Here is a 24,669-nt window from a genome sequence, read left to right on the forward strand (position 1 = left end):
AATTGAGAAAATTAACTTTTCTCAGTTGCTTTTTTTAATGACAATTATTTTTCTGCTTTTTCACGTTGAATACGAGCGATAGTTGGCATGATTAAACCTAAGGCAAGAAGGATTGCGGGTGTGACGATATTCATCACTAACTCTTGCCAGTAAGTAAAGGAACTTGGTGGGACATCCTGTGGCAAAATACCAAAGGTTGCAGCTATAAAGGTAATCATAAAACACCACAGAGCTACCAGATAGGCGACACGGTCGTTTTTGATGAATACGTAATCAGAGTGAAACTTCTGTGAATTTTTCCGTACCTGCATAAAGGCAAAAAAGATCCAACAAGTGACATAAGGCGAAACGATTCCGTTTAAATTCAATAGCCAGTTAAAAATTTCATTCATATCGGGCAAAAATACACCCATTAGAAGAATTGCCGCGGAAAGTCCAGAAGTTAGCAGATAGCCATTAATTGGTCGTCCGTTTCGATTTAGTTTTAATAGTTGACGCGGCATAAAACGTTTACCAGTATCAAGGATCAACATGCGGGTCATGGCATCTAATAAAAGTGCCAATAGTGCAAACATATAGAGTAACTGAGCTATAGAGAATAGAAACATCATGGAGTGTCCCAGACCAATGTGACGACCAACAAAATCAAATGCATAATAACTGCCGTTCATTTTCAAATCAGCTGGTAAATGATGATCATTGAAGAAAACACCAAGTGAAAATGAACCGAAAATTGTAAGAAAACCGGCCATCACAGTTAACATAATGATTGATTTAGGAAAATCACGTTTGGGATGACGCATTCTCGTTACATAGGGAGCGACCAGCTCTGAACCACTAGTTGCATAAATTAACAGTCCTAAAGTTGAGAAAAAATGTAAATCAATTTTTGGAGTAAAGGTGGATACATGCAATGGTGCAGAAGCGATGTGTGCACCATGCATCAAATTGACTACGGTCAAGATAACGAAAAGGATGGTCATAATAAACATGGCACCACCACCCAATGCGTTTAAAAGCTGAAGCGAATTTTTTATATGATTTTGTAGAAAAATAAAAATGATAAAAACTAAGAAGGTCAACAATGCAAACATAGCGTTTGACATATGTTGTTCCATGGAATTATTACCATTGATTAACCACCCAAAGGCGACAACAACTGAATTAGCCGTATCAACGACATAAGGTATTGACGCGGCCCAGTAAGTCCAAGCAGTGAGGTAGCCTAGGGTGTCACCACTCGTAGCACGCACCCATGAACTCAATCCGCCGCCAGATTGACTGAACGTTGAACCTAATTGACCGACCATTAAGCCATAGGGAATTACGTATAAGGCAAATAAAAAGATCCATGTTGTGATGACACCCAGGCCCTGGTTCTTAAAATTATAAATAATATCGTCAAAGCCAATGACATTGACGAAGGCCATGAGTCCTAAGACTGGCCAGCTAATGTATTTTGTTTTTTTCATATTTCAAATCCCATCTCAAAAATCATTTAATTTTAGCATAGATTAAATCCAAAATGCTACAAAAACTTGAAGCAAAAATTAATTTTTTGCCCCAAGTTTTTTAAGGTGGTTCGGATTCGATTTTTTAATAGTTAAACTTGTTTTTTTAAGTGATAGTAATGATGACCAGCAACGACTTGAACACGTTCGTTTTTAAAGCCGACGCGTTGATAAAGTTTAGCGGCCTGTGGATTCTCAAAGTCAACTAGAAGTCCAATCTCGTGTGTATGCACCTGTTCACCGATAGTTGGTAAGTAATTAAGTAATTGCGTACCAATACCTTGACCTCGGTGTGCTTCAGAAACACAAAGTGAGTTTAGATACCATTCGTCTTTGTCAGCTTCTGCGTCTGAAAAGATTACGGTTGTTTTGGGAATTGATAACTCAGAATAGTAGCGTTTAAATACATCAAATAGTGCCTGTTCATTTTGACCAATGTAACCAAACATAACACCTAAAACTTCATCTTGATCCTTGGCAACAATTAAGTTAGCAAGTTGACCCTGATATTCTGGAGAAGCAAAAGTTTTTTCGAAGAGCTGTGTAAGTTGTGTATTCGATAATTCATGAAGAGCAGGTAGTTCCATTTCTTCAAGAATAACTTTTATTAATTTAACAATTTGTGGAACATCTTTAAGTTGTGCTGCTTGAATTTGCAAAGCAAACCTCCGTTTATTCAGTAAGTTTATTTTTATCTTTTTTGTGTTTATGCATGTTATTAAAACTAGTTTCTCCGTTTGAAAGCTGCCAGCCAGGTAGAGCAGCTCCCTTTTTGATATCAGACTTGGATCCTTTGCGAGTCCAATGATCAAGAATGGCAGCTAAACAAATACAAACGGGTTCTGTAGCCTTAGAAGTAATCAACAGTTCATTATAGCCATCCCCGTATAAAATGACAGGTGTGACTGTCATAATGCGTTTACGGCCACTATAGACATGATGTAAACCGGTTCGTAAGCTTCCAGTAATAAACCATTTTAATTTATTTACATACATGAATTCGTGAAAAACACCAAAAGTCTTAGAAATTGAACCAATTTTTTTACCATTAAAGAACAGATCAAATTTAGGGAAAATACCCACTGAAGTTTGTTTGATTTCAGCTAAAAGATGTCCCTGAATATCATAAACAGATAGAGCATCGTGGCGAATTCCCCATTTACCAACCAATAAATAGCACGAATTATTATGGTCATCGCGAACAACGGTAGCTCCCTTATTGGTTGCATCCTGGTTCCGTACATAAAGCTTGCGCATATGTGTTTACCCCCATAACAAAGCCGTTATTGACGGTTGGTTTTGAGTTGTTCCAAAATGGCTTTTCCAACTCCGTTTTCGTTGTTAGAAACGGTTAGATGATTGGCTAACTGTTTGATTTCTGGAATTGCATTTCCCATGGCATAACTTGTGTCCGCAATTTTTAGCATGGACGCATCATTTAAATTATCACCAATTGACATAACCTGTGACATGGGGATGTTTAGTTCATCGGCATAATGTTGTAAAGCAATTCCTTTTTGGGCACGAATATTATTAATTTCAATATTAGTTCGTGAAGATGACGTTATGGCAACTTCAACTTTTTGGTTAATTTTTTCAGAAACGGGTTTCAATTTTTTTGGCCCATCATTTGAAAAGGCAATAATCTTTAGAATTCTTACATTGTGATCATCAATTAGTTCTTGATAACTATCAACGTATGAAATATCCATTAACTCCACTCGTGCTGATGCAAGTGACACAGCCAGTTTGAAAGGCGTATCTGGATTAAGATTATTTAACAGTTGAGCAAGATTTTGAATATGCATAGTACGACTATTAGAAACCACGCCATCACCTGTCACGACTTCATAGTAGAGGTCAGCCAAATTTAGTTCACGCATAATTTGAGTAACTGCAGCACGATGAAGGGGTACCATATCTAAAGCTTTACCGTCAACATCATAAACAGCAGCACCATTTAAGGTAATCATGGGTGCTTGAATGCCAAACTGTTCAATTAAAGGTTTAGCCTCAGAGCGTTGACGTCCGGTTGCGACAATGAAATGAACGCCTTCACTTTGTGCTTGTTTGATGGCAGCAGCGTTTTCGCTTGATACTTCCATTTTTTCATTCAGTAACGTTCCATCCATATCAGAAGCAATTATTGAAATCATATTTTCACGTCCTCACTAGGTTTTATATCTTCAGTTTAACATGAATCCCTGTTTTTTTTTAGTCAAAACTCATTGGATTTAATGTTATTAAAACAATTATGGCTATGCTAAAATATGGAGGTGAGGTGTAAAAATGAAAACGTTTATTCATAATGATTGGCAAGAGGTTTTAGGACCCGAATTTGAAAAGGCCTATTATAAAGATTTGCATGATTTTTTAAAAACAGAATATCGTACGCAACTGATTCATCCAGACATGTTTCATATTTTTGAAGCATTTGAATGGACACCATTTAGTCAGGTTAAAGTTGTGATTTTAGGACAAGATCCTTATCATGAACCTCATCAGGCGCACGGATTGAGTTTTTCAGTTTTGCCTGGCGTACGAATTCCACCTTCCTTACAAAATATTTATAAAGAATTGCAAGATGATCTAGGAATTAAACCAGTTTCTCATGGCTATTTAGAAAAGTGGGCCAAACAAGGAGTGCTGATGTTAAATACAGTTTTGACTGTCCGAAATGGTCAAGCCTTCTCACACAAAGGCAAAGGTTGGGAACAACTGACAGATGTTGCCATTCAAAGGCTCTCAGAACGGGAAACGCCTGTGGTTTTCATTCTGTGGGGAAAAGCAGCTCAGGCAAAAATTTCACTAATTGACACTAAACGGAATATTATTATTAAATCTGCTCATCCAAGCCCATTTTCTGCATATCATGGTTTTTTTGGTTCGCATCCATTTTCAAAAACGAATGCAGCCTTGACAGCTTTAGGAGAAAAACCAATTGATTGGCAGTTGCCAGAACATGTGGAACTTTCGGACGATGCAAAACATAATTATCAACAAACGAGGTAGCTCATGTTTACAATCAAAACAAATGATGCACAGCAAACTGAAAAAATTGGGATGCAATTAGCTCCTATGCTCAATCCCAATGATGTGCTTTTATTAGATGGCGATCTAGGTGCCGGTAAAACTACTTTTACCAAAGGTTTGGCTAAAGGTTTAGGAATTAAACGGTATGTAAAGAGTCCAACTTTTACAATTATTCATGAATACCATGAAGGACGAATGCCACTTTTTCATATGGATGTCTATCGCCTGGAAGATGGTGGTGATGATCTTGGATGGGATGAGTACTTCTTTGGTGGCGGTGTTTCTGTCATTGAATGGTCCCAATTTATTCGTGATTATTTGCCAGATACTTTCCTAAAAGTAAAGATTGCTCGTAATGAAAAGGATGACAATCAACGCATTCTAACTTTTGAACCACAAGGCAAGCGTTATGAAGAGTTGGTTGATCAGTTAAAAGAGGTTATTCAATGAGCGAAGAGGTTACGATTACAGAAGCCACTCGTGAAGATGCCAGTGCAGTTTTGACACTTTTAAAACAATTGGATGAGGAAACGGAAACCTTCACCGTGGAAGATGATTTGACAAAATTAACTGTGGACATTGAAGCACGTCAACTTGAACTGATTCAGCAGAGTCGCGAAAACTTGGTGTTATTGGCAAAATATCAAAATCAAGCAATTGGGCTGGCAACGGTGATGAAAGATGAAACTCATAAATTAGGAGAAGTTGGCGTGGCAGTTTTGAAATCTTTCTGGAATCAAGGACTCGGAACAGCATTGGTTGAAGAGACGATCACTTGGGGAAAAAGCTTTAGTTGGTTACCTGGATTAATGCTAACTGTCCAGAAACGAAATCAGGGTGCCAGCCATATTTATAAAAAACTAGGATTTGAAGAAATTCAATCCAATAAAAAAGGATTCCAGGATAAAGATGGAATCTTTTATGCCACGGTAGATATGCAATTGCAATTTAGTTAATCATACGAACAAATGGTTTTAATTGTTCGGCACCAAAATTATTAGCTTCGTATAATAGAATATTTGCACAAGCCAAGCTATCATCGAAGGCATTATGGTGATGATTAAGTTCAATACCTAGATGATTACAAACGGTGTCTAATTTATGATTTTCAAATTCCGGGAAAAATTTACGACTAGAACGAACGGTATCTAGAGTTAAGTAGTGTGTTCGTTGAAGGTCATAATGTTCAAGACAGCTCTTTAGAATGCCATTATCAAAAGGTGCATTGTGTGCCACGATCAATTGGTTGGTTTGAAAAAGAGGATTAATGACTTGCCAGATCTGCGGAAAAGTTGGCGCATCTGCAACGTCTGCTTCATGGATACCATGTATCTGGACATTGCGCCAGTTAAATTCAGTATCTGGTTTGATGAGTGAATAAAATTCATCAGCAACCTGATTATTGCGCACAATTGTCAGAGCTAAGGAGCAAGCACTATATCGTTTGGCGGAGGCTGTTTCAAAATCCATTGCAACAAAATTCATAACAAAAATCCTTTCAAAATTAGTCAGTTGAAGTTATTTGAGAAAATTGAGCTAAGTACCTAAAGGTTGAAACTACCAAAACACATCTCACTTCCTGATACAAAAGATTTCTTGGTAACAAAATTAGATTTAAATGCCGTCTTCCAGCAAATTCGGGCTGGAACGTAGTGGGCACGACTTAGAGCCGAAAACCACGTCTCTAAGCTCGGCCTTTATCTAAGCGAAACCCGCTAAGATAAATGTCACTACTGAGCCCATTTGCTTCCAGACTAAATCTAATCTTTGAAATCAGTACACTAACATAACAATTGTTATATATTAGCGCTATTGAACATTATTTAATATTAAACATTCTTAGTCTGGAGGCGATTGGTCTCAGGGGTGAAATTATTCTTAGTAATTTATTACTTAGAATAAGGTCGAGTTTGAAGACAAGTGTTCTTCTTGGCTTCAAATCGTGCCCCCCCCGTTCCAGACCAAGTGAGCCGCAGGACGTCAGTTAGACTGCTGTTTATAGGTTAAGTCGTTCAACATCAGTTATTGAAGTGATTTTGATACTTTCAACCTTTAGCTAAGCAATTAATCTTAGTAAAAAATTTCTAGTGATTTTATTATAATCTGAAGCAATTGATAAAGATAGTATTAACTCTGCAGTAACCTGAGTGAAAAAATAACGGGAGATAGAAATATGAAAAAAATTGGGGTTATGGGATTAGGTAATATTGCCCAAAAGGCTTATTTACCAGTAATTACATCATTACAAGATGAATTTGAATGGCATTTCTGTACGCGTAATGCGGATAAAAGAGCTAAATTGATGCAACAGTATGGGGTGACGCACGGTGAAGAGAATCTTGAAGAATTGATTGCTCAAAAGCCATTGGCCGTGTTTGTACATACACCAACTTTTACGCACTATCAAATCATCAAAAGTTTATTAGAACATGATATTAATGTGTACGTTGATAAACCCGTTTCAGAAAATTTTGAAGAAGTAACAGAACTTTATGAATTAGCCAAAAAGCACGATTTAATCTTGACCTGTGGTTTCAATCGTCGCTTTGTACCGCTATATCAGAAATTAAAGGCTTTACCAGACAAACAAGTTATACGAAGTGCTAAAATACGTGAAAATGGCGTGCAAGAAGCTAAATTTGCGATTTATGATTTGCTGATTCATGTGGTGGATACGATTAATTTCCTTCTTGATGAACCCATTGAAGAACAGAGATCGAAGTTGTTTATAACTAATGGCAATCTGAATCAAGCAATTGTGACGCTTGAAACTAAACATAGTTTGGCAACTGCTGAAATTAATTTAGTCGGTGGTGTAAATGAGGAAACGGCCGCTATTGAAACCCAAAATGGTTTAGCAAATGTTGAAAATTGTCAGACCTTTACCCTGAATACGCCGCAGGGACAGCAAAGAATAGCAGTACCAGATTGGCAACCAACTTTAGTAACACGTGGCTTTGATCCGCTGATACGTCAATTTTTGGCGGCAATCACTGGTAAACAGTCTAATCCAGTTTCACCAGAATCGGCAATTGAAAGTCACCGTATTTGCCGGGATGCCGTTCGTCAGATCGAAGTGTTAAAATAGAAATTAATTGTAATTGAAAGGACTCAGATGATTTTGCAAACGATAACCGAAACATTTCCAGACATTCAAATATTAGAACACGAGCCACTGTCGAAATATACAAATACCAAAACTGGCGGACCTGCTGATTATTTAGCGTTTCCTAAAACTGTTGATCAGGTTAGTCAGTTATTAAGCTGGGCTGATCAACAGGACATGGCCTTAACGGTGGTGGGCAATGCTAGCAATTTGATTGTACGCGATGGCGGTATTCGTGGCTTAACAGTTATTTTGACTAAAATGAAAGAAATTCAGGTTTCTGGAAATCAAGTTACTGCAGAAGCTGGGGCAGCGCTGATTGAAACAACTGAAGTGGCTTATCAGGCTAGTTTGACGGGAGTTGAGTTTGCGGCCGGAATCCCAGGTAGTGTTGGTGGTGCTGTTTTCATGAACGCGGGTGCATATGGTGGCGAAATTAGTGAAGTGGTTAGTAAGGTACAGATTTTAACGCGACAGGGAGAAATTCGAACGTTGACAAATCACGAGCTGAATTTCGGCTATCGTCACAGTAGCATTCAGGATTATGATGATATCGTGTTGTCAGCAACATTCAATTTGCAACCCGGAAATGCGGGTAAGATTCGGGCTCGGATGGACGAGTTAAATCGATTGAGGGCTTCAAAGCAACCGTTGGAGTATCCGTCGTGTGGGAGTGTGTTTAAGCGACCGACGGGTTATTTTACGGGTAAGTTGATTCACGAGTCGGGGCTTCAGGGATTTCAAATTGGTGGTGCACAGGTTTCAAGAAAACATGCGGGTTTCATTATTAATGTGGGTGGTGCGACAGCAACGGATTATTTGAATGTGATCCATCATGTGCAGGAGACGGTTTTCGAAAAGTTCGGTGTGCATTTGCAGACTGAGGTTAGGATAATTGGAGAAAAGTAGAGTGCCAAAAGGAGCGCTTAGTTTCTGAGTATAGCCTAGATATTTCAATGATTCGGGTTAGGAATCGTTGAAGTATCGTAGCTATACGGAAGAAACTGCTCCTTTTTGCACGTTTCGGCTATAAAGATAAAGAGGAAATGAGTTTAGGAATCGTTTAATCACCGTAGCTGCTATTTCACATTAAGGAAGATTATTAGTAAAAAGCACTAATAATCAATGATTGTTCCATACACTGTCCATTCTTGTGGCGGCAAATCGCACCGCAAGAACTGGCAAGCGGAAAAAGCTGCCCTTTTAAACACGTTTCGGCTATAAAGGTAAAACGGAAATGAGTTTAGGAATCGTTGCCGGAAGCTCCCAGTTAAACACATTTAATCCATAAATTTAAGTAAATTAAAAGAGGTCTCGGGAAAAATTAATTTCCGACCTCTTTATTTATATTTTTTAATTAGTATTTCGAATGACCCGTAAGACAACATAGATTGTACTTTGGAGGAGCGTCATTAAAATAACGAATGCCAACATTTGTAACGACCACATGTTAAAAATGGGTTTTAAAACCCATTCGGGGCTAATTAACAAATAAATGGTGTGCAACCGTAAGAATCTGCCAATGAAAATCCCGATTGAGGATAGGGTAGTGAAGATGCCAACAATTACCATTTCGATAATTTTATGGTGGATATGATATCTTTTCACAATTGATCGCGTGACTTGAGTCATACTCCACATACCAAGCATAACACTGGGAATAACTGCCAGTAACATATAGATATAATAAATCCACATTGAGATGGACAATCTGATCAATCCAGTGTTGCCATAGGGATGCAAAAGACTAAGATGAAAAAGATCTGTAAGTAAGTATGGCGCGTTTGGATAAAAAAGTAGCCAAACTAAAATGGTCAGCCAAAAAACTAGTGAATTTTTTGGCCGTTTTTCACCAACATGAAAGGCAATTTCAATTGGTATATAGGCTAAAAATGTATTAAGAAGTAAAAAATGATATGGTGGGTGCACAAATAGTGCAATGTAAAGTAATCCCAGGCCATAGCAAAGTCGAATGATCCATTTTGTCTTTGTTGTCATAGTGTTTTCCTCGCTAATTTAATTGTAGCAGATCAAACGAATATTTTGCTATAAAATGACTGGATTACGAAGTTTTTATTAAGGTGCTCTGTGCTATAATTATTTTTGTATTGGTTTGGAGGAAAAATAAATGAATTTTGCTTGGGATCGACTGATTACTTTACATAATTTTATGAACCTAATCGACATCCTTGTGGTTTGGTTCGTCATTTATGAATTGATCATGTTGTTGCGGGGGACAAAAGCCGTTCAACTTTTTCGTGGAATAATTGTAATTATTCTGATTAAAGTGGTAAGTGTTCTGCTTGGTTTAAGTACTGTTTCGTGGATTATGGATCAAGTGATCAATTGGGGCGTTATTGCCATGGTGGTCATTTTTCAACCCGAAATTCGTCGTGGCTTGGAACATTTGGGTCGTGGCTCAATGTTTGTCAAAAACAAGACACAAAATGAAGCAGAGACACATATGATTGAGGGCTTGGATAAGGCAATTCAATATATGTCCAAACGCCGAATTGGGGCACTTATTACTATTCAAATGGATACTGGTTTGGAAGATTATATTGAAACTGGAATTGCACTGGATGCAGATATTACCGGTGAATTGTTGATTAATATTTTCATTCCAAATACACCATTACATGATGGGGCAGTAATTATTAAAGATAATAAAATAGCCGTCGCGGCGGCTTACCTGCCTTTGTCACAAAGCACCATGATTCCTAAAGAACTAGGAACAAGACATCGTGCAGCGGTTGGAATCAGTGAGGTAACTGATGCCGTCACGGTTGTGGTTTCTGAAGAAACTGGTGAAGTGTCCATCACTAAAGATAATGAATTGTTGCGTAATATGACGCAAGAAGATTACTTACGTTATTTCCGCGATCAGTTCCTTAGTGATGAAGTACCAGAAAATCATAATATTATTCAAGACTTCTTGGAGGGTGTTACTTCCTTCTTTAAAGGAGGTCCAAAGAAATGAAAAGCTTTTGGAAAGAACGTTGGGTTTACCGAATTTTAGCTTTGGTTTTAGCCATTCTGCTGTTTACGTATGTTAAATCTGATCGTATGAATTCTGGCAATGTGTCTACTGGCGGAAACTCTAGTGACACTGCATTAATGGCCAACAAATCAAAAACACTTACTGTACCACTTGAATTGGATGTAAACAGTAGTAAGTATTTAGTAAGTGGCTACCCGTCAAAAGTCAAAATTAAAATTACCGGGCCTAGTGCACTGGTGACGACAACTACCAATACGCAAAACTTCAAAGCATATGTTTCATTGCGTAAATTAGGTCTTGGTAAACATAAGGTCCGTATTAAAGAAGAGGGCCTTAACAAAGAACTTTCGTACAGCTTTGAGCCTGAAAGCATCAATGTTACGATTGCTAATCGGCGAACAAAGACGTTTGCCATTCAACCGGAAGTTAATCAAGATGCAATTGCTAAGGGGTATGAAAGCAAAGCGGCCATTTTGCGTTCTCAAACAGTTTCGGCAACAGGTTCTGTGACCGAAATTAATCGTATTACACAAGTGGTTGCAAAGGTTAATTTACCAAATAACACAAAACAAGATGTTACAAGCCAAGTCTTATTACAAGCATTGGATAATCAGGGCGATACGGTTAACGTTATTTTGAGTCCCCAAACGGTCAGTGTAACCGTTCCGGTTCAAAAATCAACGAGTTCTTCTTCGTCAAGTAGTAGTTCAAGTAGCAATGAATCAACAAGTGCACAGACTGATAATCAAAAGACAACGAGTTCAAGTTCATCAAGCTCGACGAAATCATCAAATTCGTCTAGTTCAAAATCTTCGATCTCATCAAGTAGTTCAAGCTCTAAAAATAGTTAATTAAAATTTTTAAAAAATAGGAATGAGGAAAATCATGGCATTAAAATATTTTGGAACAGATGGTGTACGAGGAATCGCAAACGAAAGTTTAACTCCTGAGATGGCTTTTCAACTTGGAAGAACTGGTGGTTATGTTTTAACACAACATGCTGAAAATAAAAATGAACAACCACGGGTACTGGTTTCTCGCGATACTCGTATTTCAGGACAATTACTAGAATCTGCATTAATCTCTGGACTTTTGTCTGTGGGGATTGAAGTTTTGAATATGGGTGTGGTCACAACTCCCGGAGTTGCCTATTTGGTTCGTAAACAAGAAGCTGATGCTGGCGTTATGATCACGGCTTCACATAATCCTGTTCAGGATAATGGAATTAAGTTCTTTGGTTCAGATGGTTACAAACTTTCAGATGAACTTGAAGGTGAAATTGAAGTTCTTTTGGATAAAGAAACAGATGAATTACCACGACCATCTGCAGAAGGTTTGGGAACTGAAAACGATTATCCAGAAGGTGCGTTAAAATATACTCAATTCTTGGAACAAACTATTCCAGATGATTTGGAAGGATTACACATTTGTGTTGATTCTGCTAATGGCGCAACTAGTGGTTTTGTGTCCCAAATCTTTGCTGACTTAAAAACTGATTTTGATACGATGGCAACATCGCCAAATGGTTTAAATATTAATGCCAATGTAGGCTCAACCCATCCAGAGCAATTACAAAAGTTTGTTGTGGAAAAAGGTGCTGATCTTGGTGTGGCCTTTGACGGGGATGGCGATCGTTGTATCGCGGTTGACGAAAAGGGAAACATCGTTGATGGCGACAAGATTATGTATATTTGTGGTAAATATCTTAGCAAACGTGGTCGCCTTAAGAAAGATACGGTTGTCACAACTGTTATGAGCAATCTTGGTTTGTATAAAGCATTGGAAGCAAATGATCTGCATTCTGTGCAAACTCAAGTTGGTGACCGCTACGTTGTTGAAGAAATGTTAAAGAATGGGTATAACGTGGGTGGCGAACAATCTGGCCATGTGGTCTTTCTTGATTTTAATACCACAGGTGACGGAATGTTAACGGCTTTACAATTAATGCACATTGTTAAACAGACAGGTAAGAAATTATCCGAATTAGCTTCAGAAGTGAAGACTTATCCACAAAAGTTAGTTAACGTAAAAGTACAAGACAAAAAAGCAGCTTTAAATAATGAAAAAGTTAAAGCAATTATTAAAACTGTTGAAACTGAAATGAATGGTGAGGGACGCGTACTTGTTCGTCCTAGTGGAACAGAAGATTTATTACGGGTAATGGCTGAAGCTGCAACTAAGGAAGAAGTTTCCGCTTATGTTGATCGAATTGTTGAAGTTGTAAAAACAGAAGTTGGTATTTAAGAGCCGTTTAAATAACCGTTGCGATTAAAATGAATGTTGATCACAACGGTTATTTTATTTTATCGTTTTATTCAGTTATACCAATTATTAAAAACGACAGTGCCAAAACAAGAAAATATGTTGACATTCCTTATAAATAGCGATAAATTAGTAGATGTTTCAAACGTACCAATTTTTGATATCTATATATACCAATTATAACTTATTTGTAAAGGATGTTAGCTATGTGTGGAATTGTCGGTGTAACAGGAAGAACAGATACAGTTGAAATTTTAGTTTCAGGATTAGAAAAATTAGAGTATCGTGGCTATGATTCAGCTGGAATTTATGTAAATAATAGTGAAAAACAAGATCATTTGGTTAAAACTAGAGGAAAAATTGCAGATTTAAAACGTAAAATAACTTCTCAAATTAAGGGAACCACTGGAATAGGACATACTAGGTGGGCGACGAATGGTGTACCAAGCGTTGAAAATGCCCATCCACAATTTTCTACAGATAATCGTTTTTATTTAGTTCACAATGGTGTCATTGAAAATTGTGAAGAATTAAAAGCACAGTATTTAAATAATGTTAAATTCGTAAGTCAAACAGATACTGAAGTAGTGGTTCAATTGGTCGATTATTTTGTTGTTCATGAAAATATGAATACCAAGCAAGCCTTCAAAAAAACTTTAAGCTTATTAAAAGGATCGTCTTATGCCTTTTTATTAATGGATCGCGATCAACCTGATACGTTATATGTGGCTAAAAATAAAAGTCCATTATTGATTGGGCTAGGCAAAAACTTTAACGTGGTATGTAGTGATGCACTGGCGATGCTACATGTGACTAAGAACTTTCTGGAATTACATGATGGTGAAATGGTTGTGGTAACACCACAAACAGTTGAAATTACCGACCAGACAGGAAAAAAGGTTCAAAGAGAAGCATTTCATGTGAATCTTGATCCTAAGGAGACAGACCGGGGAGCTTACCCGTATTACATGTTAAAAGAAATTGATGAACAACCGGCTGTTTTGCATCGCATTCAAAAAGCCTATCTGGAGAATACAGATAAACCGGCTATTTCTACAGAATTATTGACAGCGATGAAGCACGCAGATCGTTTGTATATCGTTGGTGCAGGAACAAGTTATCATGCGGGATTAGTTGGTAAACAATTATTTGAAAAATTAACTCAAATACCTACAGAAGTGGTTGTTGCATCTGAATTTGCGTATGCGGATCCAATGTTATCACAACGTCCATTTTTTATTTTCTTGACTCAAAGTGGCGAGACGGCAGATAGTCGTCAAGTTTTGGTACGTGTGAATAACGAATGGCATGCACCAAGTTTAACGATTACGAATGTTGAAAATTCAACTTTGTATCGTGAGTCAACTTATCAATTGTTATTGAATGCGGGTCCAGAAATTGCGGTGGCTTCAACTAAAGCTTATACAGCACAGATTGCGGTGGAAGCAGTTGTGGCTAAGGCGTTGGGTGAAGCTAAAAAAATTGAATTTGCCCAGAAATTCAATGTGCGCAGAGAATTGAGTTTGGCAGCAAATGGAATTCAATCAATTGTTGATGAAAAAGATGAACTGAAAAAAATTGCCCATCAGGATTTGGCTAAAACACGCAATGCTTTTTATATTGGCCGTGGCGTCGATTATTTTGTGGCATTAGAGGCGGCACTGAAGCTTAAGGAGATTTCATATATCCAGGCGGAAGGCTTTGCTTCGGGTGAGTTAAAACATGGAACGATTGCGTTGATTGAAGATCATACGCCAGTTATTGCGCTGATAACGCAGGCTAAGACGGCAGGACATACACGAAGCAATATTCAAGAAGTAAAGTCACGTGGTGCCCAGGTTTTGACGATTGTGTCGGAAGCGTTGGCAAAGAAAGAGGATCGCATTGTGATTCCGACAATTTCAGAGTTGTTGATGCCATTGATGAGTGTGGTGCCGGCACAATTGTTGGCTTACTATGCAAGTTTGGAACGAGGTTATGATGTGGATCAGCCGAGAAACCTAGCAAAGAGTGTGACGGTGGAATAAAAAGAATGCAAAAAAGGCGAATAATTTCTGAGCATTAACCCGACTCGTTCAATGATTCACTTTTGGAATCGTTGGACAAGTTGGGTTAAGCTGAAAAAATTGCTTTTAGCACGTTTTGACGAATAAATTTAGCTTAGATTCCTTAAGCAATTATCTCATTCAAAGAAATCAGAATAAAAACTAAACTAGTCTAAGAGTGTGGTTATTCCACACTCTTTTTGTATAAAAACAGAATTTTTAATTATTAAGTTTTAGTTACAATCATTTGAAGAAGGTTGAAAAAGCTTGATTTGAAGCGATTTATTGGATAAACATAATTTGTGAATATTTCAAAACAATTAAAGCCATTAAATTTTAAAAAATTAAGTTATATACTTATACGTAAGATGACTAAGATACGGGGGAAGCAGTATGTATAAACGATGGATAACATTTGTTTCATTTTTAATATTACTTTCAACAGTAACTGTTTTGGGATTACATCCACAAACAGTTCACGCTGACTCACCCCAGGCGTTTATTTCGCGGTTAACGCCTGATGTAAAAAGTGTTTCAGCCAAGTATAACTTATATGGTTCATTGATGATGGCACAAGCAGCGTGTGAAAGTGCTTGGGGACAAAGCCAATTAGCCGTTCAAGGCAATAATTATTTTGGGATCAAAGGTACATATAAGGGTAAGTCAGTTACAATGCGGACAGCTGAATATGATTCAGGCGGCCACCTTTATTATATTAATGCAGCTTTTCGAAAGTATCCTAACGTTAAGGCTTCGTTGGACGATAACGGTAACGTGTTACGCAATGGCTTGGATTGGAATCATTCTTATTACAAGGGTACTTGGAAAGAAAATGCCTCCACTCCAGAGGCGGCCGCAAACTATCTAACGGGCCGTTATGCAACCGCACCTTCATATGCAAAATCCTTGATTAGTATTATTAAGGGCTATAATTTACATAATTTGCTTGACGGAACAGCTGTTAAATATACCAAAAAGAATTTAAAGATGCAGGTTAAGCTTAAACCAGGTCACGATTTCTATAATCATATTCCCGGAAGTACTTACAGCTCTAAACGAAAACATTATGGTACAACCTATAAGGGTAAGACGATTACCATTGATGATCAAGGTGTCAAACAGGGAGCTAAGACGCCATACTATCGTTGTTATTACAATGGTAAGTTAATTGGTTGGATTTACTCGACAGCAGTTGTCCAGGTAGCTACCTATACAACAACTTATAAAGTAGCGCAGGTAAGTACGGCTCCAAAAAACGATTTTTACAATCATTTAACGTATAGCGTTTACGCAACAAAACGATTACACTATGGAACCACCTATCGAGGACAAAATGTAACGATTAATGATCAAGCACAACGGGCAGGTACTAAAACGCCGTATTATCGCTGTTATGTAAATGGTAAGTTAATTGGTTGGATTTATGGTGGCGCACTTACTAACGTGCGCTATTTAAATACTGTGTATACCAGTCAGTCAATGACTAAAAAGGTTAAATCTGTGCCAGGACACGATTTCTTTACGCATATTCCTAAGAGTAGCTATGGCTATAAACTTAGATATTCTGGAAAATCATATGCTGGTAAGACGGTTCAGGTTGATATGACAGGAATTATTGAAGGCATCAAAACACCGTATTATCGTTGTTATTATAATGGAAAGATGCTTGGCTGGATTTACGGTGGTGCTTTGACCAACTAACAACATTAAAATTTTATGAATGAAAATTAAAATATCATAGACTAAAATGAGAAAATGAGGTATATTGTAAGTACCATTTATTTACTTCCTCTTCCTGTTTACCCCAAATGAACACAGTTGAGGGACATCTCTATGGTGTATACATCAGATGGTAGAGAATCGGAATTTTATTTCGATTCTCTTTTTTTACGTTTAAAAACCCAAGAAATAAAAATCAAAAAATAGTTTGACACCGCTTACATAAAAAGGTATGATTATTGGTGAAAGGTAGTAGTGCATCTCCTCTACCTTTAATCAATTCTCTTTCTCTCTTATGCCAAAAAGTGTGTTCCGAATTATAATTCGGAACATTCTTTTTTTATTAATCTAAAAATGACTTGCTTCATAACGGGACAGTCCACTATACTAAGTAGATGGAGGTACGATTAGTAATGGGACAACAAACTTTTACCTTAATTGAAGAAATTACCCTTAACGATGGTTCAAAGTATAAGGAAATTGCAAACATGATGATGAATGGCAGGGCCGAATTAGCAGCTGAACGCGACTTTATTAAAGAGGTTCGCATTTTACAGTTGAATATTCCTCATTCTGCCCATGTGGTTAATTATGAGGACTATATCAATAAACGATACACTGTTCCTGGCGAAGATATGGATCATTGGGAAGTTTGGGAAAAAGACGATAAAATCATGATCGATTTCAATGCTGTTTTGAAAGAAAATCATATCTCATAGAAGATAAACGCAGAATGTGAAAACAGCTATAAAACAATGAATATTAAAATTTAGTTGACAAGTCTGTGAATTCTATGATATAAATATAAACATAGTAATTGCTCCGTAGTTCAGTGGTAGAATAATTGACTGTTAATCAAGAGGTCGCTGGTTCGAACCCAGCCGGAGCAGTATCAATAAACTAAAGTCGTTATCCAGCGTAAAACAGGGATAGCGGCTTTTTTGTTTTTTGAAAATTAGAAAAACAGCATTCTCACGGCAAACATCCAAAAATTGAATTTAACGTTTTCTTTCTGAAACAATATTTAAACAAAGCGCTGTTTAAGTTGGCAAAAATCTATTTATAGTAGTTTCATTTGACCTATAGTACGCTCCAGAGTATACCATTGATATACTTGTAAAATGACTAGTATTCGTAAGGCGAGGTTAAGCAATGAAAATCAAAGATGCAGCAAAATTAATTGGTATTCCAACTGAAACAATCTATTACTATGAGCGTGCCGGAATCATTCCCAAAGTTGGGCGTGACAAAAGTGGTTATCGTGATTATCAAACAAGTGATTTGAATTGGTTATTTATGGTAAAACGATTTCGTCAAACTGGTTTTTCAGTTGCCTCAATAAAAAGATTCACTGACATGTTAGTATCCCCAGAAGATCATCGTGAAGAAGAAAAACAGTTTCTCAATAATCAACTTGCAGAGGTTGATCAAAAAATAATTGCTTTGCAAGAAAGTAAAGCAATGCTGAAGTACAAAATTGAAACTTTTGATTATCACTTAGGTTTGGCCAATGATAAAGAACACCCAACACCTGAAAAAATGTGGGAAAATCCTAATTTTAACCTAGATTGAAATTCAAAAATCTTTATTGTTGCCTTGTAGCACACTACAGGGCGTATGATGAGGACAATTAAATCAATGGAGGTCAAATTATGGCAAAGTTTGTTTTAAATTCAGTTTCAATTAATGACAGAGTGACAGTTAAAGGCAATCAGTGGGGATTAGTTTATGATGGTGCCATCACTAAAAACGTTGATGGGCAGGTGAATATCCACCCCGTTAGCTATTTGTGTAATCATGTAACGGTGGATGCTAATATTTATACACCCGCAAATTATGATCCCAATAAAAAGTATCCGGCTTTGACTGTGGCACATCCAAATGGTGGTGTGAAAGAACAAGTGGCAGGTTTATTTGCACAAAAATTAGCCGAAAATGGATATGCTGCTTATCAGGGAAATTCTGGTGGTGAACCACGATTAACGGATAAACCAGCTTATCAAATTGAGGATGTGCGGGGAATGGCTGATGCACTTTCGGTATTTCCCGGAGTTGATTATACTCGTCTTGGTGCCTTCGGAATTTGCGGTGGTGGCGGTTATACCTTGGCTGCTGGTCAAACTGATAAACGTTTTAAAGTGATTGCAACTTTATCTGCATTTAATACAGGTGTTGTTCGTCGGGATGGCTTCTGTGTTTCTGAAGCTAATACTATTCAAGCTCGTTTAGCTGCGGCTTCAAAGGCACGTGAGAAAGCTGTTCAGGGTGGTGAGGTTGAAATGTCAGCAAGTATTGGTGACATGACCCCAGAACAAATTAAGAATTTGCCATATGATATGTATCGTGAGGGTGCAGAATACTATGGTTTACAGTATGCACATCCTAAAGCAGGCGGAATTTATCCAGTTAGTGATTTACAAGAATTAACGGCATTTGACACGGCTGCAAATATGAATTTGATTAATGTACCTTTGCTTATGATGGCAGGTTCTGCGGCTGACTCACTTTATTTGACGGAGGATGCCTATGCTAAAGCAACTAGTGAAATGGATAAGGAATTATTTTTGATCAAGGGTGCCCATCATATTCAAACGTATTGGGTACCAAAATATGTGCAACAAGAATCTGATAAATTAATGGATTGGTTAAGCACACGTCTTTAAATTAAAACATGATACGCTATGTACTCAAAACAGGATCAAGTGAATATTCAGTTCACTTAATCCTGTTTTTGTTTAGAAAAAATTATTTATATAACAGAGTCGAATGCAGCCTTTAATTGTCACCTGCTGACATTTGACGTTGATCAATCACGCGGCTATTTAAGAACCAGTACTGATGCCAATCACCAACCAAGGCAGTGAAGGTTACTGGTTCTTTGCCATTTTCTTCAACTTTTTGAATGAGGTAATTACGTAAAATCCAGGGATCATTTAAGGAACTTTGAGTGAGTGTAAAGAGCTTCTCTAATTTGATTAAACTAATGTGTAAGTCATCGGCTACCTGTTTTTTTGATAAACTGCTGCGCACAAAATTCTCGTGTAGTTCATTAATGGTGTTACTTACCTGTTGTGAATTTAATGACATGATGATTACTCCTTTTAGTTAATTAATTTAAGTGAAAAACACGTTCAGCATTACCATGACTAAAGGCTTCAAGTTGAGTAGCAATTAAACTTGTGTTGTTTAAAAAAGTGCGTGAGTTTTTTGGTTGTTTATATGGATAGTCAATTGAATAAATAAGGTGATCAGCGCCCATTTCGGCTAAGACAAAGTTTAATTGTGGGTTGCTCAAAATGCCACTAGGAGTTACATAAACATTTTGTCGATAGTAATCAGAAAAGTGTTTTTTTAAACCAGTGTAGGCATCTAATCTTTCAAGAAAGAGAGGTACCAATTTTCTTCAGTAGAAAAGAATTTGCTGATTAATTGCTTAAGCAGATTCAAAATGTTCTTCAACAGTAATAATCTTCATAACGATACTCCTTACTAGATTAGACAATGTTTGTACTTTAACTTAACAATTAGTATTATAAAGAGCAGTATTCACAATTGAAAGGAAGTTAAGCGACATAACGTGATATATGTCGCATTATAGAAATGGCAAAAGTATTTTTAAGCTCAAAAATGAAAATCGATCGAAGAAAACAAAGAAGTCAGGCAAAGTTGTTTGAGGCACTAATTCAAAAATATCAAGACAATGTTAAATTTGATCAAATCGAAGTTAAAGAGTTTTGTGAAATGGCGAATGTTTCAAGGGCAACTTTTTACCGTCACCATCAGGACTTAACCGACATTATTGAAGTACAATTTTTAATTGTGATTGCCGATTTTGAACAACAAATGGATGCATTGAAACAAGTTAATTTTACTAATACAAGTTCGGTAATTATTACTGAAATTTATGCTAATCTTGAGTTGTTTAAATTAGTAAAATGGAGTGCAATTCATGAAAAAGTTCAGGCTTTGTTTAGTGGTGTTGTTCGTCAGATTTTAATTTTACGAGACTATGATAAACCACGGCAACAGTTTATTAGTGAATTTTTGGGAAATGCAATTTTAAATTTTGCTGAACAAATTGCTTCGGCACCAAAACTGATGCCACAAACAGAAGCACTAAATTTATATCGCCGATTATTGCCGGCACAACTATAATTTCAACAATAATATTCAAAATTAGAGGTAGTAAATTATGACAACAAAAAAAACAGTAATTACGTTAATAACAGGAGCTAATAAGGGAATTGGTTTTGCCACCGCTCAAGGATTAGGGAAAAGGGACCAACATGTTTTGATTGGTGCTAGAAATGAGCAGCGGGGCGAAGAAGCCGTCAAAAAGCTTCGTACTAATGGCATTAAAGCTGATTTTATTCAACTTGATGTCACAGATAAAGCTCAAATTAAATTGGCTGCTGAAAAAATTAAAAGTGCTTTTGGTTATTTAAGTATCCTGATTAATAACGCAGGAATCGCTTTAGGTAATCATGAACCAGCTTCTCAAATGAGTACGGATACGATGCGCAAAGAATTTGATGTAAATTTCTTCGGTCTTGTTGATGTAACGCAGGCTATGATTCCGTTATTGAAAGCTGGAAGACCAGCAAAAATTATTAATGTTTCTAGTAATATGGGCTCACTTGGTCTTGCGTCGGACCCGACCTCATGATTTTATAAGGTTAATTCATTAGGATATCAAGCTTCAAAGTCCGCAGCTAATTTTACAACAATTTTATTGAGTAAAGAATTAGTTGAAGATCAAATTACTGTTAATGCGGTTAATCCCGGGTGGACAGCGACTAGTTTTGGTGGGCGGTCGACTACGAGTGATAAACCGGCTGGTATGCAAGATGTGGGTACTGGTGCAGCTCAAATTATTAAAATGGCTAGTTTACCACTAGATGATTCGCAGACTGGAACGTTCACAGAGAATGCGGGCACTTTACCGTGGTGAATTGTTAATTAAGCGAATAATTCAAAAAAATAGAAACAAGGGTCACTATTCAGTATAAAAGTGTGAAATAATGATTTTTTTTATGAGTCAACCTTGAAATAATAAAAATATGTAGCTAATTATAGAAAACTTATATTAAATAGTAGTGTGCAAATCATCCGGCTCTGATATAATAAAACCATAACGAGGAGATGATGGGATGACAATTACGGTTAAAAATCTAGGTAAAAGTTACGGTAGTCTTAAAGCATTAGATATCGATCAACTAACAATTGAACCAGGTCATACTTATGGATTAGTGGGAGCCAATGGTGCAGGTAAAACCACATTTTTCAAGTGTTTAACTAACATTATTACGGATTATTCTGGTGAAATTATTTTTGATGGACATAATCCAAGAAAAGAAAATGCAATTTTAACTAAAATGGGAATTGTCCTTGATGATCTTTCTGTTTATAAGGATTATACAGCACGGTTTAATATTCAATATTTTGCTGGATTACGGGGTCATTATGATGTCAAAAAAGTTGAACAGATGGCTGATAAAATTGGCTTGTTATCTGTACTTGATCGTCCTGTCAAGACATTTTCGTATGGCATGCAGAAAAAATTAGTGTTGCTGATTGCACTTGTGAATTCAGCAGAAGTTTTAATTTTAGACGAACCATTCCGTGGGTTAGATCAAGATACCGTTAAATGGTTTCAGAATTATTTGCGTGAATGGACAGGAAAAGATCAGCATACATTGTTAATTTCCAGTCACGTTCAAACGGATTTGGAAAGTTTGTGTGAAACGGTCTTTGTAATTGATCACGGCCGCATAATTAAAACATTGGATTTAACTGCTGATGATCACCAAACCTATCGTAATATTACAACTAATAATGATGAAGCTTTTGAAGCTTTATTGAGTTCAGAAGCGATTCCGTTTGTTAAAACTGAAGTTGGTTTCAAGATTGATATTAGTTCTGAATTGTGGCAAAACGTGTTCCCTCAGTTGGCAGAAAATGCAATTGTGATTACTGCCATGACCAAGGTATCGGTTTTGGATCAACAAGGAGGTATTAACTAATGAATGCAAGACTAATTTTTAAGATGGAATTATTTAAATATTTGCGCGATAAATACTACTTAATTGCTACATTGATCTTACTTGGCTTAAATGTGATTGCAACGATTGCACTCGTCAACTCTGATCATTTGGGTTCTTCACTTCTGATTACAAGTATCGTTTTAGCAATTTTGTTATTCTTTAGTAATTTAATATTTTTAGGAATTATTTATCCCTTTCACTTGCTTGCAATTGATTATAAAAATCGTGTTTTGGCTTTGATGGTGGCTTCTGGTGTGAATCGTAATAAATTATTCTTTGCCAAAATTGGTGCTGTGATTTTAGCCAATATCGTCGTCAGTTTTATCTTGCTGGTTGTCCCCGTTGCCACGATCATTTATCAAGTGGGTAATCTTGGTGGGTGGGATGAACTGTTTAGAGAAATGGGTATGTTGATGGTTCCACAGATGGTACCATTGAGCATTAATGCAGTGTTAAGTTACGTTGCTGGTTTGTTTATCTTAATGACTTCAGTAATTATTGTAAAAGGCAAAACTTTGAGTATTTTACTGTATTTTGGCTTTAACATGTTGGTCGCAATGGTAACTTCTTTTGTGAATACATTATTTACGAGTGATTATTCTTTTACACAACAATTAAGTGGTGATAATGTGTTTAGCAGTGTTGTTGAGGTTGTTGTCATTCTGGTGTTTGGTTTTATTGCATTACAGGAACTTAGGCATCAAAATCTCTAATGCTCGAATTTGTCTGATTCTCAATAACTGACATCGAAAATACCGTTATTTCTATGTTTTAAAAGAAATAACGGTATTTTTATGCTCATTTTTTGGTTACGTTGTTTTTATTTGAGATGGGATGAAACTGTAACGGCACACCAATTATTTGAGTGGTGAGTTTTTGTAAATCGGCATAAATCCTAGTTTGGTTAGTTAAACCACTCGCTTCAAACTGTTGTTGCCACCATTTTGACATGAGGCTATTGACAGTCTGGTAGGCAGCAACACCCTTGGCAGTTAAAGTGATTTGAATATTTCGTTTATCCTGTTTATCAACACTTTTTTCAATATAGCCATTTTTAAAAAGCGAGTTGAGCTCACGACTAACTAAGCCCTTATTGATGGCTTGTTGATCCGCAATATCTTGGGCGGTAACTTTACCATTATCAAAAATGAAGAGGAGTAAATTAGCATTGCTGGCAGTGAGGCCAGGTAGATCAAGCAAGTGGTTTAAAGCAATTTGGCTAGAGCGGTGGAGGATACTGACATACCGACCAATCTGATTAATTTCATTAGGTTTCACATTGACCAACTCCTTAGTTGTTAAGTATATCGTCTTTTTATTTAGTTGACAAGTAAACTAAATGAGACTAAGCTAACAGATAGTTGACATGTCAACTAAAAAGAGAGGAAGTTTATATGACTACAAAACAACGTTTATTTTATACTGCCGAAATGTGTTTAGGTATGGGCAGTATCATGAGTTTGATTGGTAATTTATTTTCAAAAGGTTTTACAATACAGGCTGGACAAGAATTCTTGGTTTGGTGGGTACCTACCTTGTTAGTGGCTTTTGTGTATAACTTATTGGTAGCAAGTCAGGTAACTAATGTACTCATCAAACTATTTTCCAATTTGAATGCAGGTAAAGTTCGGAGTTGGTCGATGATTTTCATCATGTGTTTTAGTATGTGCACGTTTGGAATTGTAAGCGGTGGTGGATTGAATGATTTGACGATGCAAGCATTATTACTGACGTGGATACGGTCATTTATTATGGCCTATGTTATCCGAGGATTACTTGTGAAACCATTGGCATTCAAAGGCTTATCATGGATGAAATCGCGAGTTATGACAGATACTGAAAGTGAAAATGTCTCAGGATCCTAAAAAGGATGTGGCTTAAAACAAAAAAATTGCTATCTATGCGATAACAATTCTTTTTTGTTTTAGTTAGATAGTTAGTTTTGAAA

General features: G+C 36.8%; 26 protein-coding genes, 1 tRNA gene and 1 pseudogene. 19 read left to right on the plus strand and 9 right to left on the minus strand.

What is annotated here, in order from left to right; translation table 11 throughout:
• Window positions 1-44: 44 nt before the first annotated feature.
• From AB3219_RS06525 to AB3219_RS06540, 4 genes are all read right to left on the minus strand, one after another.
• A complete protein-coding gene (locus AB3219_RS06525; RefSeq protein ID WP_216762531.1) occupies window positions 45-1,472 on the minus strand; it encodes an APC family permease in 1,428 nt (475 codons plus the stop codon).
• 131 nt (window positions 1,473-1,603) lie between these two features.
• Window positions 1,604-2,170 carry a GNAT family N-acetyltransferase gene (locus tag AB3219_RS06530; RefSeq protein WP_216754469.1) on the minus strand — a complete coding sequence of 189 codons (567 nt, stop codon included), beginning with the start codon at window positions 2,168-2,170 and terminating at the stop codon, window positions 1,604-1,606.
• 13 nt (window positions 2,171-2,183) lie between these two features.
• Window positions 2,184-2,768, minus strand: a complete 585-nt coding sequence (locus tag AB3219_RS06535; RefSeq protein WP_216762530.1) for an LURP-one-related/scramblase family protein — start codon at window positions 2,766-2,768, stop codon at window positions 2,184-2,186.
• Window positions 2,769-2,794: 26 nt separating this feature from the next.
• Window positions 2,795-3,667: a Cof-type HAD-IIB family hydrolase gene (locus AB3219_RS06540; protein WP_216754468.1), complete on the minus strand. Its 873-nt coding sequence runs from the start codon at window positions 3,665-3,667 to the stop codon at window positions 2,795-2,797.
• 133 nt (window positions 3,668-3,800) lie between these two features.
• Here AB3219_RS06540 and AB3219_RS06545 point away from each other — a divergent pair, with 133 nt between their 5' ends.
• The 3 genes from AB3219_RS06545 to AB3219_RS06555 are packed head-to-tail and all read left to right on the plus strand — an operon-like array spanning window position 3,801 to window position 5,500.
• Entirely contained in the window at window positions 3,801-4,523 is a 723-nt protein-coding gene (locus AB3219_RS06545; protein ID WP_057806703.1) for a uracil-DNA glycosylase, read from the plus strand.
• 3 nt (window positions 4,524-4,526) lie between these two features.
• A complete protein-coding gene (gene tsaE / locus AB3219_RS06550) occupies window positions 4,527-4,994 on the plus strand; it encodes a tRNA (adenosine(37)-N6)-threonylcarbamoyltransferase complex ATPase subunit type 1 TsaE (RefSeq protein ID WP_216754467.1) in 468 nt (155 codons plus the stop codon).
• The gene (locus AB3219_RS06555) at window positions 4,991-5,500 is read left to right on the plus strand and encodes a GNAT family N-acetyltransferase (protein ID WP_216754466.1); all 510 of its coding nucleotides are present in this window, start codon (window positions 4,991-4,993) and stop codon (window positions 5,498-5,500) included. Before tsaE ends, AB3219_RS06555 begins: the two co-directional genes overlap by 4 nt.
• Here the strand turns inward: AB3219_RS06555 and AB3219_RS06560 are convergent.
• Window positions 5,493-6,029: a 3'-5' exonuclease gene (locus AB3219_RS06560; RefSeq protein ID WP_216762529.1), complete on the minus strand. Its 537-nt coding sequence runs from the start codon at window positions 6,027-6,029 to the stop codon at window positions 5,493-5,495. The genes AB3219_RS06555 and AB3219_RS06560 overlap by 8 nt on opposite strands.
• A gap of 688 nt (window positions 6,030-6,717) precedes the next feature.
• On the opposite strand from AB3219_RS06560, the gene AB3219_RS06565 reads away from it, so the two are divergent.
• Together AB3219_RS06565 and murB are read left to right on the plus strand one after the other, a co-directional pair.
• Window positions 6,718-7,632, plus strand: coding sequence for a Gfo/Idh/MocA family protein (locus AB3219_RS06565; RefSeq protein ID WP_216754464.1), 915 nt, complete (start codon window positions 6,718-6,720; stop codon window positions 7,630-7,632).
• Between the two features lie 27 nt (window positions 7,633-7,659).
• Window positions 7,660-8,559, plus strand: a complete 900-nt coding sequence (gene murB / locus AB3219_RS06570) for a UDP-N-acetylmuramate dehydrogenase (RefSeq protein WP_216762528.1) — start codon at window positions 7,660-7,662, stop codon at window positions 8,557-8,559.
• Between the two features lie 444 nt (window positions 8,560-9,003).
• Here murB and AB3219_RS06575 read toward each other — a convergent pair whose 3' ends face one another.
• Window positions 9,004-9,648, minus strand: coding sequence for a DUF1361 domain-containing protein (locus AB3219_RS06575; RefSeq protein ID WP_216754462.1), 645 nt, complete (start codon window positions 9,646-9,648; stop codon window positions 9,004-9,006).
• A 130-nt stretch (window positions 9,649-9,778) separates the two neighbouring features.
• Here AB3219_RS06575 and cdaA point away from each other — a divergent pair, with 130 nt between their 5' ends.
• From cdaA to AB3219_RS06620, 9 genes are all read left to right on the plus strand, one after another.
• Entirely contained in the window at window positions 9,779-10,630 is an 852-nt protein-coding gene (gene cdaA, locus AB3219_RS06580; RefSeq protein WP_057806696.1) for a diadenylate cyclase CdaA, read from the plus strand.
• Entirely contained in the window at window positions 10,627-11,502 is an 876-nt protein-coding gene (locus AB3219_RS06585) for a YbbR-like domain-containing protein (protein WP_216762527.1), read from the plus strand. The genes cdaA and AB3219_RS06585 overlap by 4 nt, the downstream gene beginning before the upstream one ends.
• Before the next feature lie 34 nt (window positions 11,503-11,536).
• Entirely contained in the window at window positions 11,537-12,895 is a 1,359-nt protein-coding gene (glmM, locus tag AB3219_RS06590; protein ID WP_260365564.1) for a phosphoglucosamine mutase, read from the plus strand.
• A 224-nt stretch (window positions 12,896-13,119) separates the two neighbouring features.
• Complete coding sequence (gene glmS, locus AB3219_RS06595; RefSeq protein WP_216754460.1) at window positions 13,120-14,940, plus strand: glutamine--fructose-6-phosphate transaminase (isomerizing); 1,821 nt, start codon at window positions 13,120-13,122, stop codon at window positions 14,938-14,940.
• 411 nt (window positions 14,941-15,351) lie between these two features.
• The gene (locus AB3219_RS06600; protein WP_216754459.1) at window positions 15,352-16,659 is read left to right on the plus strand and encodes a glucosaminidase domain-containing protein; all 1,308 of its coding nucleotides are present in this window, start codon (window positions 15,352-15,354) and stop codon (window positions 16,657-16,659) included.
• A gap of 431 nt (window positions 16,660-17,090) precedes the next feature.
• Complete coding sequence (locus AB3219_RS06605) at window positions 17,091-17,396, plus strand: hypothetical protein (RefSeq protein WP_057806691.1); 306 nt, start codon at window positions 17,091-17,093, stop codon at window positions 17,394-17,396.
• A 99-nt stretch (window positions 17,397-17,495) separates the two neighbouring features.
• Window positions 17,496-17,567, plus strand: a tRNA-Asn gene (locus tag AB3219_RS06610).
• A 262-nt stretch (window positions 17,568-17,829) separates the two neighbouring features.
• On the plus strand, window positions 17,830-18,249 hold the full coding sequence (locus tag AB3219_RS06615) for a MerR family transcriptional regulator (protein WP_057806689.1): 420 nt from the start codon (window positions 17,830-17,832) through the stop codon (window positions 18,247-18,249).
• 80 nt (window positions 18,250-18,329) lie between these two features.
• On the plus strand, window positions 18,330-19,340 hold the full coding sequence (locus AB3219_RS06620; RefSeq protein WP_216754635.1) for an alpha/beta hydrolase: 1,011 nt from the start codon (window positions 18,330-18,332) through the stop codon (window positions 19,338-19,340).
• A 112-nt stretch (window positions 19,341-19,452) separates the two neighbouring features.
• Here AB3219_RS06620 and AB3219_RS06625 read toward each other — a convergent pair whose 3' ends face one another.
• Window positions 19,453-19,764: a DUF2316 family protein gene (locus AB3219_RS06625; protein WP_216754634.1), complete on the minus strand. Its 312-nt coding sequence runs from the start codon at window positions 19,762-19,764 to the stop codon at window positions 19,453-19,455.
• A 22-nt stretch (window positions 19,765-19,786) separates the two neighbouring features.
• Window positions 19,787-20,074 carry an amidohydrolase family protein gene (locus AB3219_RS06630; protein ID WP_216754633.1) on the minus strand — a complete coding sequence of 96 codons (288 nt, stop codon included), beginning with the start codon at window positions 20,072-20,074 and terminating at the stop codon, window positions 19,787-19,789.
• A 203-nt stretch (window positions 20,075-20,277) separates the two neighbouring features.
• On the opposite strand from AB3219_RS06630, the gene AB3219_RS06635 reads away from it, so the two are divergent.
• From AB3219_RS06635 to AB3219_RS06650, 4 genes and pseudogenes are all read left to right on the plus strand, one after another.
• A complete protein-coding gene (locus AB3219_RS06635) occupies window positions 20,278-20,832 on the plus strand; it encodes a hypothetical protein (protein WP_367369380.1) in 555 nt (184 codons plus the stop codon).
• Between the two features lie 37 nt (window positions 20,833-20,869).
• Window positions 20,870-21,628: pseudogene (locus AB3219_RS06640) on the plus strand (SDR family oxidoreductase).
• A 199-nt stretch (window positions 21,629-21,827) separates the two neighbouring features.
• Window positions 21,828-22,700, plus strand: coding sequence for an ABC transporter ATP-binding protein (locus tag AB3219_RS06645; RefSeq protein ID WP_216762522.1), 873 nt, complete (start codon window positions 21,828-21,830; stop codon window positions 22,698-22,700).
• Complete coding sequence (locus AB3219_RS06650; protein WP_216754629.1) at window positions 22,700-23,434, plus strand: hypothetical protein; 735 nt, start codon at window positions 22,700-22,702, stop codon at window positions 23,432-23,434. Before AB3219_RS06645 ends, AB3219_RS06650 begins: the two co-directional genes overlap by 1 nt.
• Window positions 23,435-23,519: 85 nt before the next feature.
• Here AB3219_RS06650 and AB3219_RS06655 read toward each other — a convergent pair whose 3' ends face one another.
• Complete coding sequence (locus AB3219_RS06655) at window positions 23,520-23,999, minus strand: MarR family winged helix-turn-helix transcriptional regulator (protein WP_216754628.1); 480 nt, start codon at window positions 23,997-23,999, stop codon at window positions 23,520-23,522.
• 116 nt (window positions 24,000-24,115) lie between these two features.
• Here AB3219_RS06655 and AB3219_RS06660 point away from each other — a divergent pair, with 116 nt between their 5' ends.
• Window positions 24,116-24,586 (plus strand): hypothetical protein, encoded by a 471-nt coding sequence (locus AB3219_RS06660; RefSeq protein ID WP_216754627.1) that lies wholly within the window; start codon window positions 24,116-24,118, stop codon window positions 24,584-24,586.
• Window positions 24,587-24,669: the final 83 nt, after the last annotated feature.

It is taken from the genome of Pediococcus ethanolidurans (assembly GCF_964062635.1).
GTDB lineage: Bacteria > Bacillota > Bacilli > Lactobacillales > Lactobacillaceae > Pediococcus > Pediococcus ethanolidurans.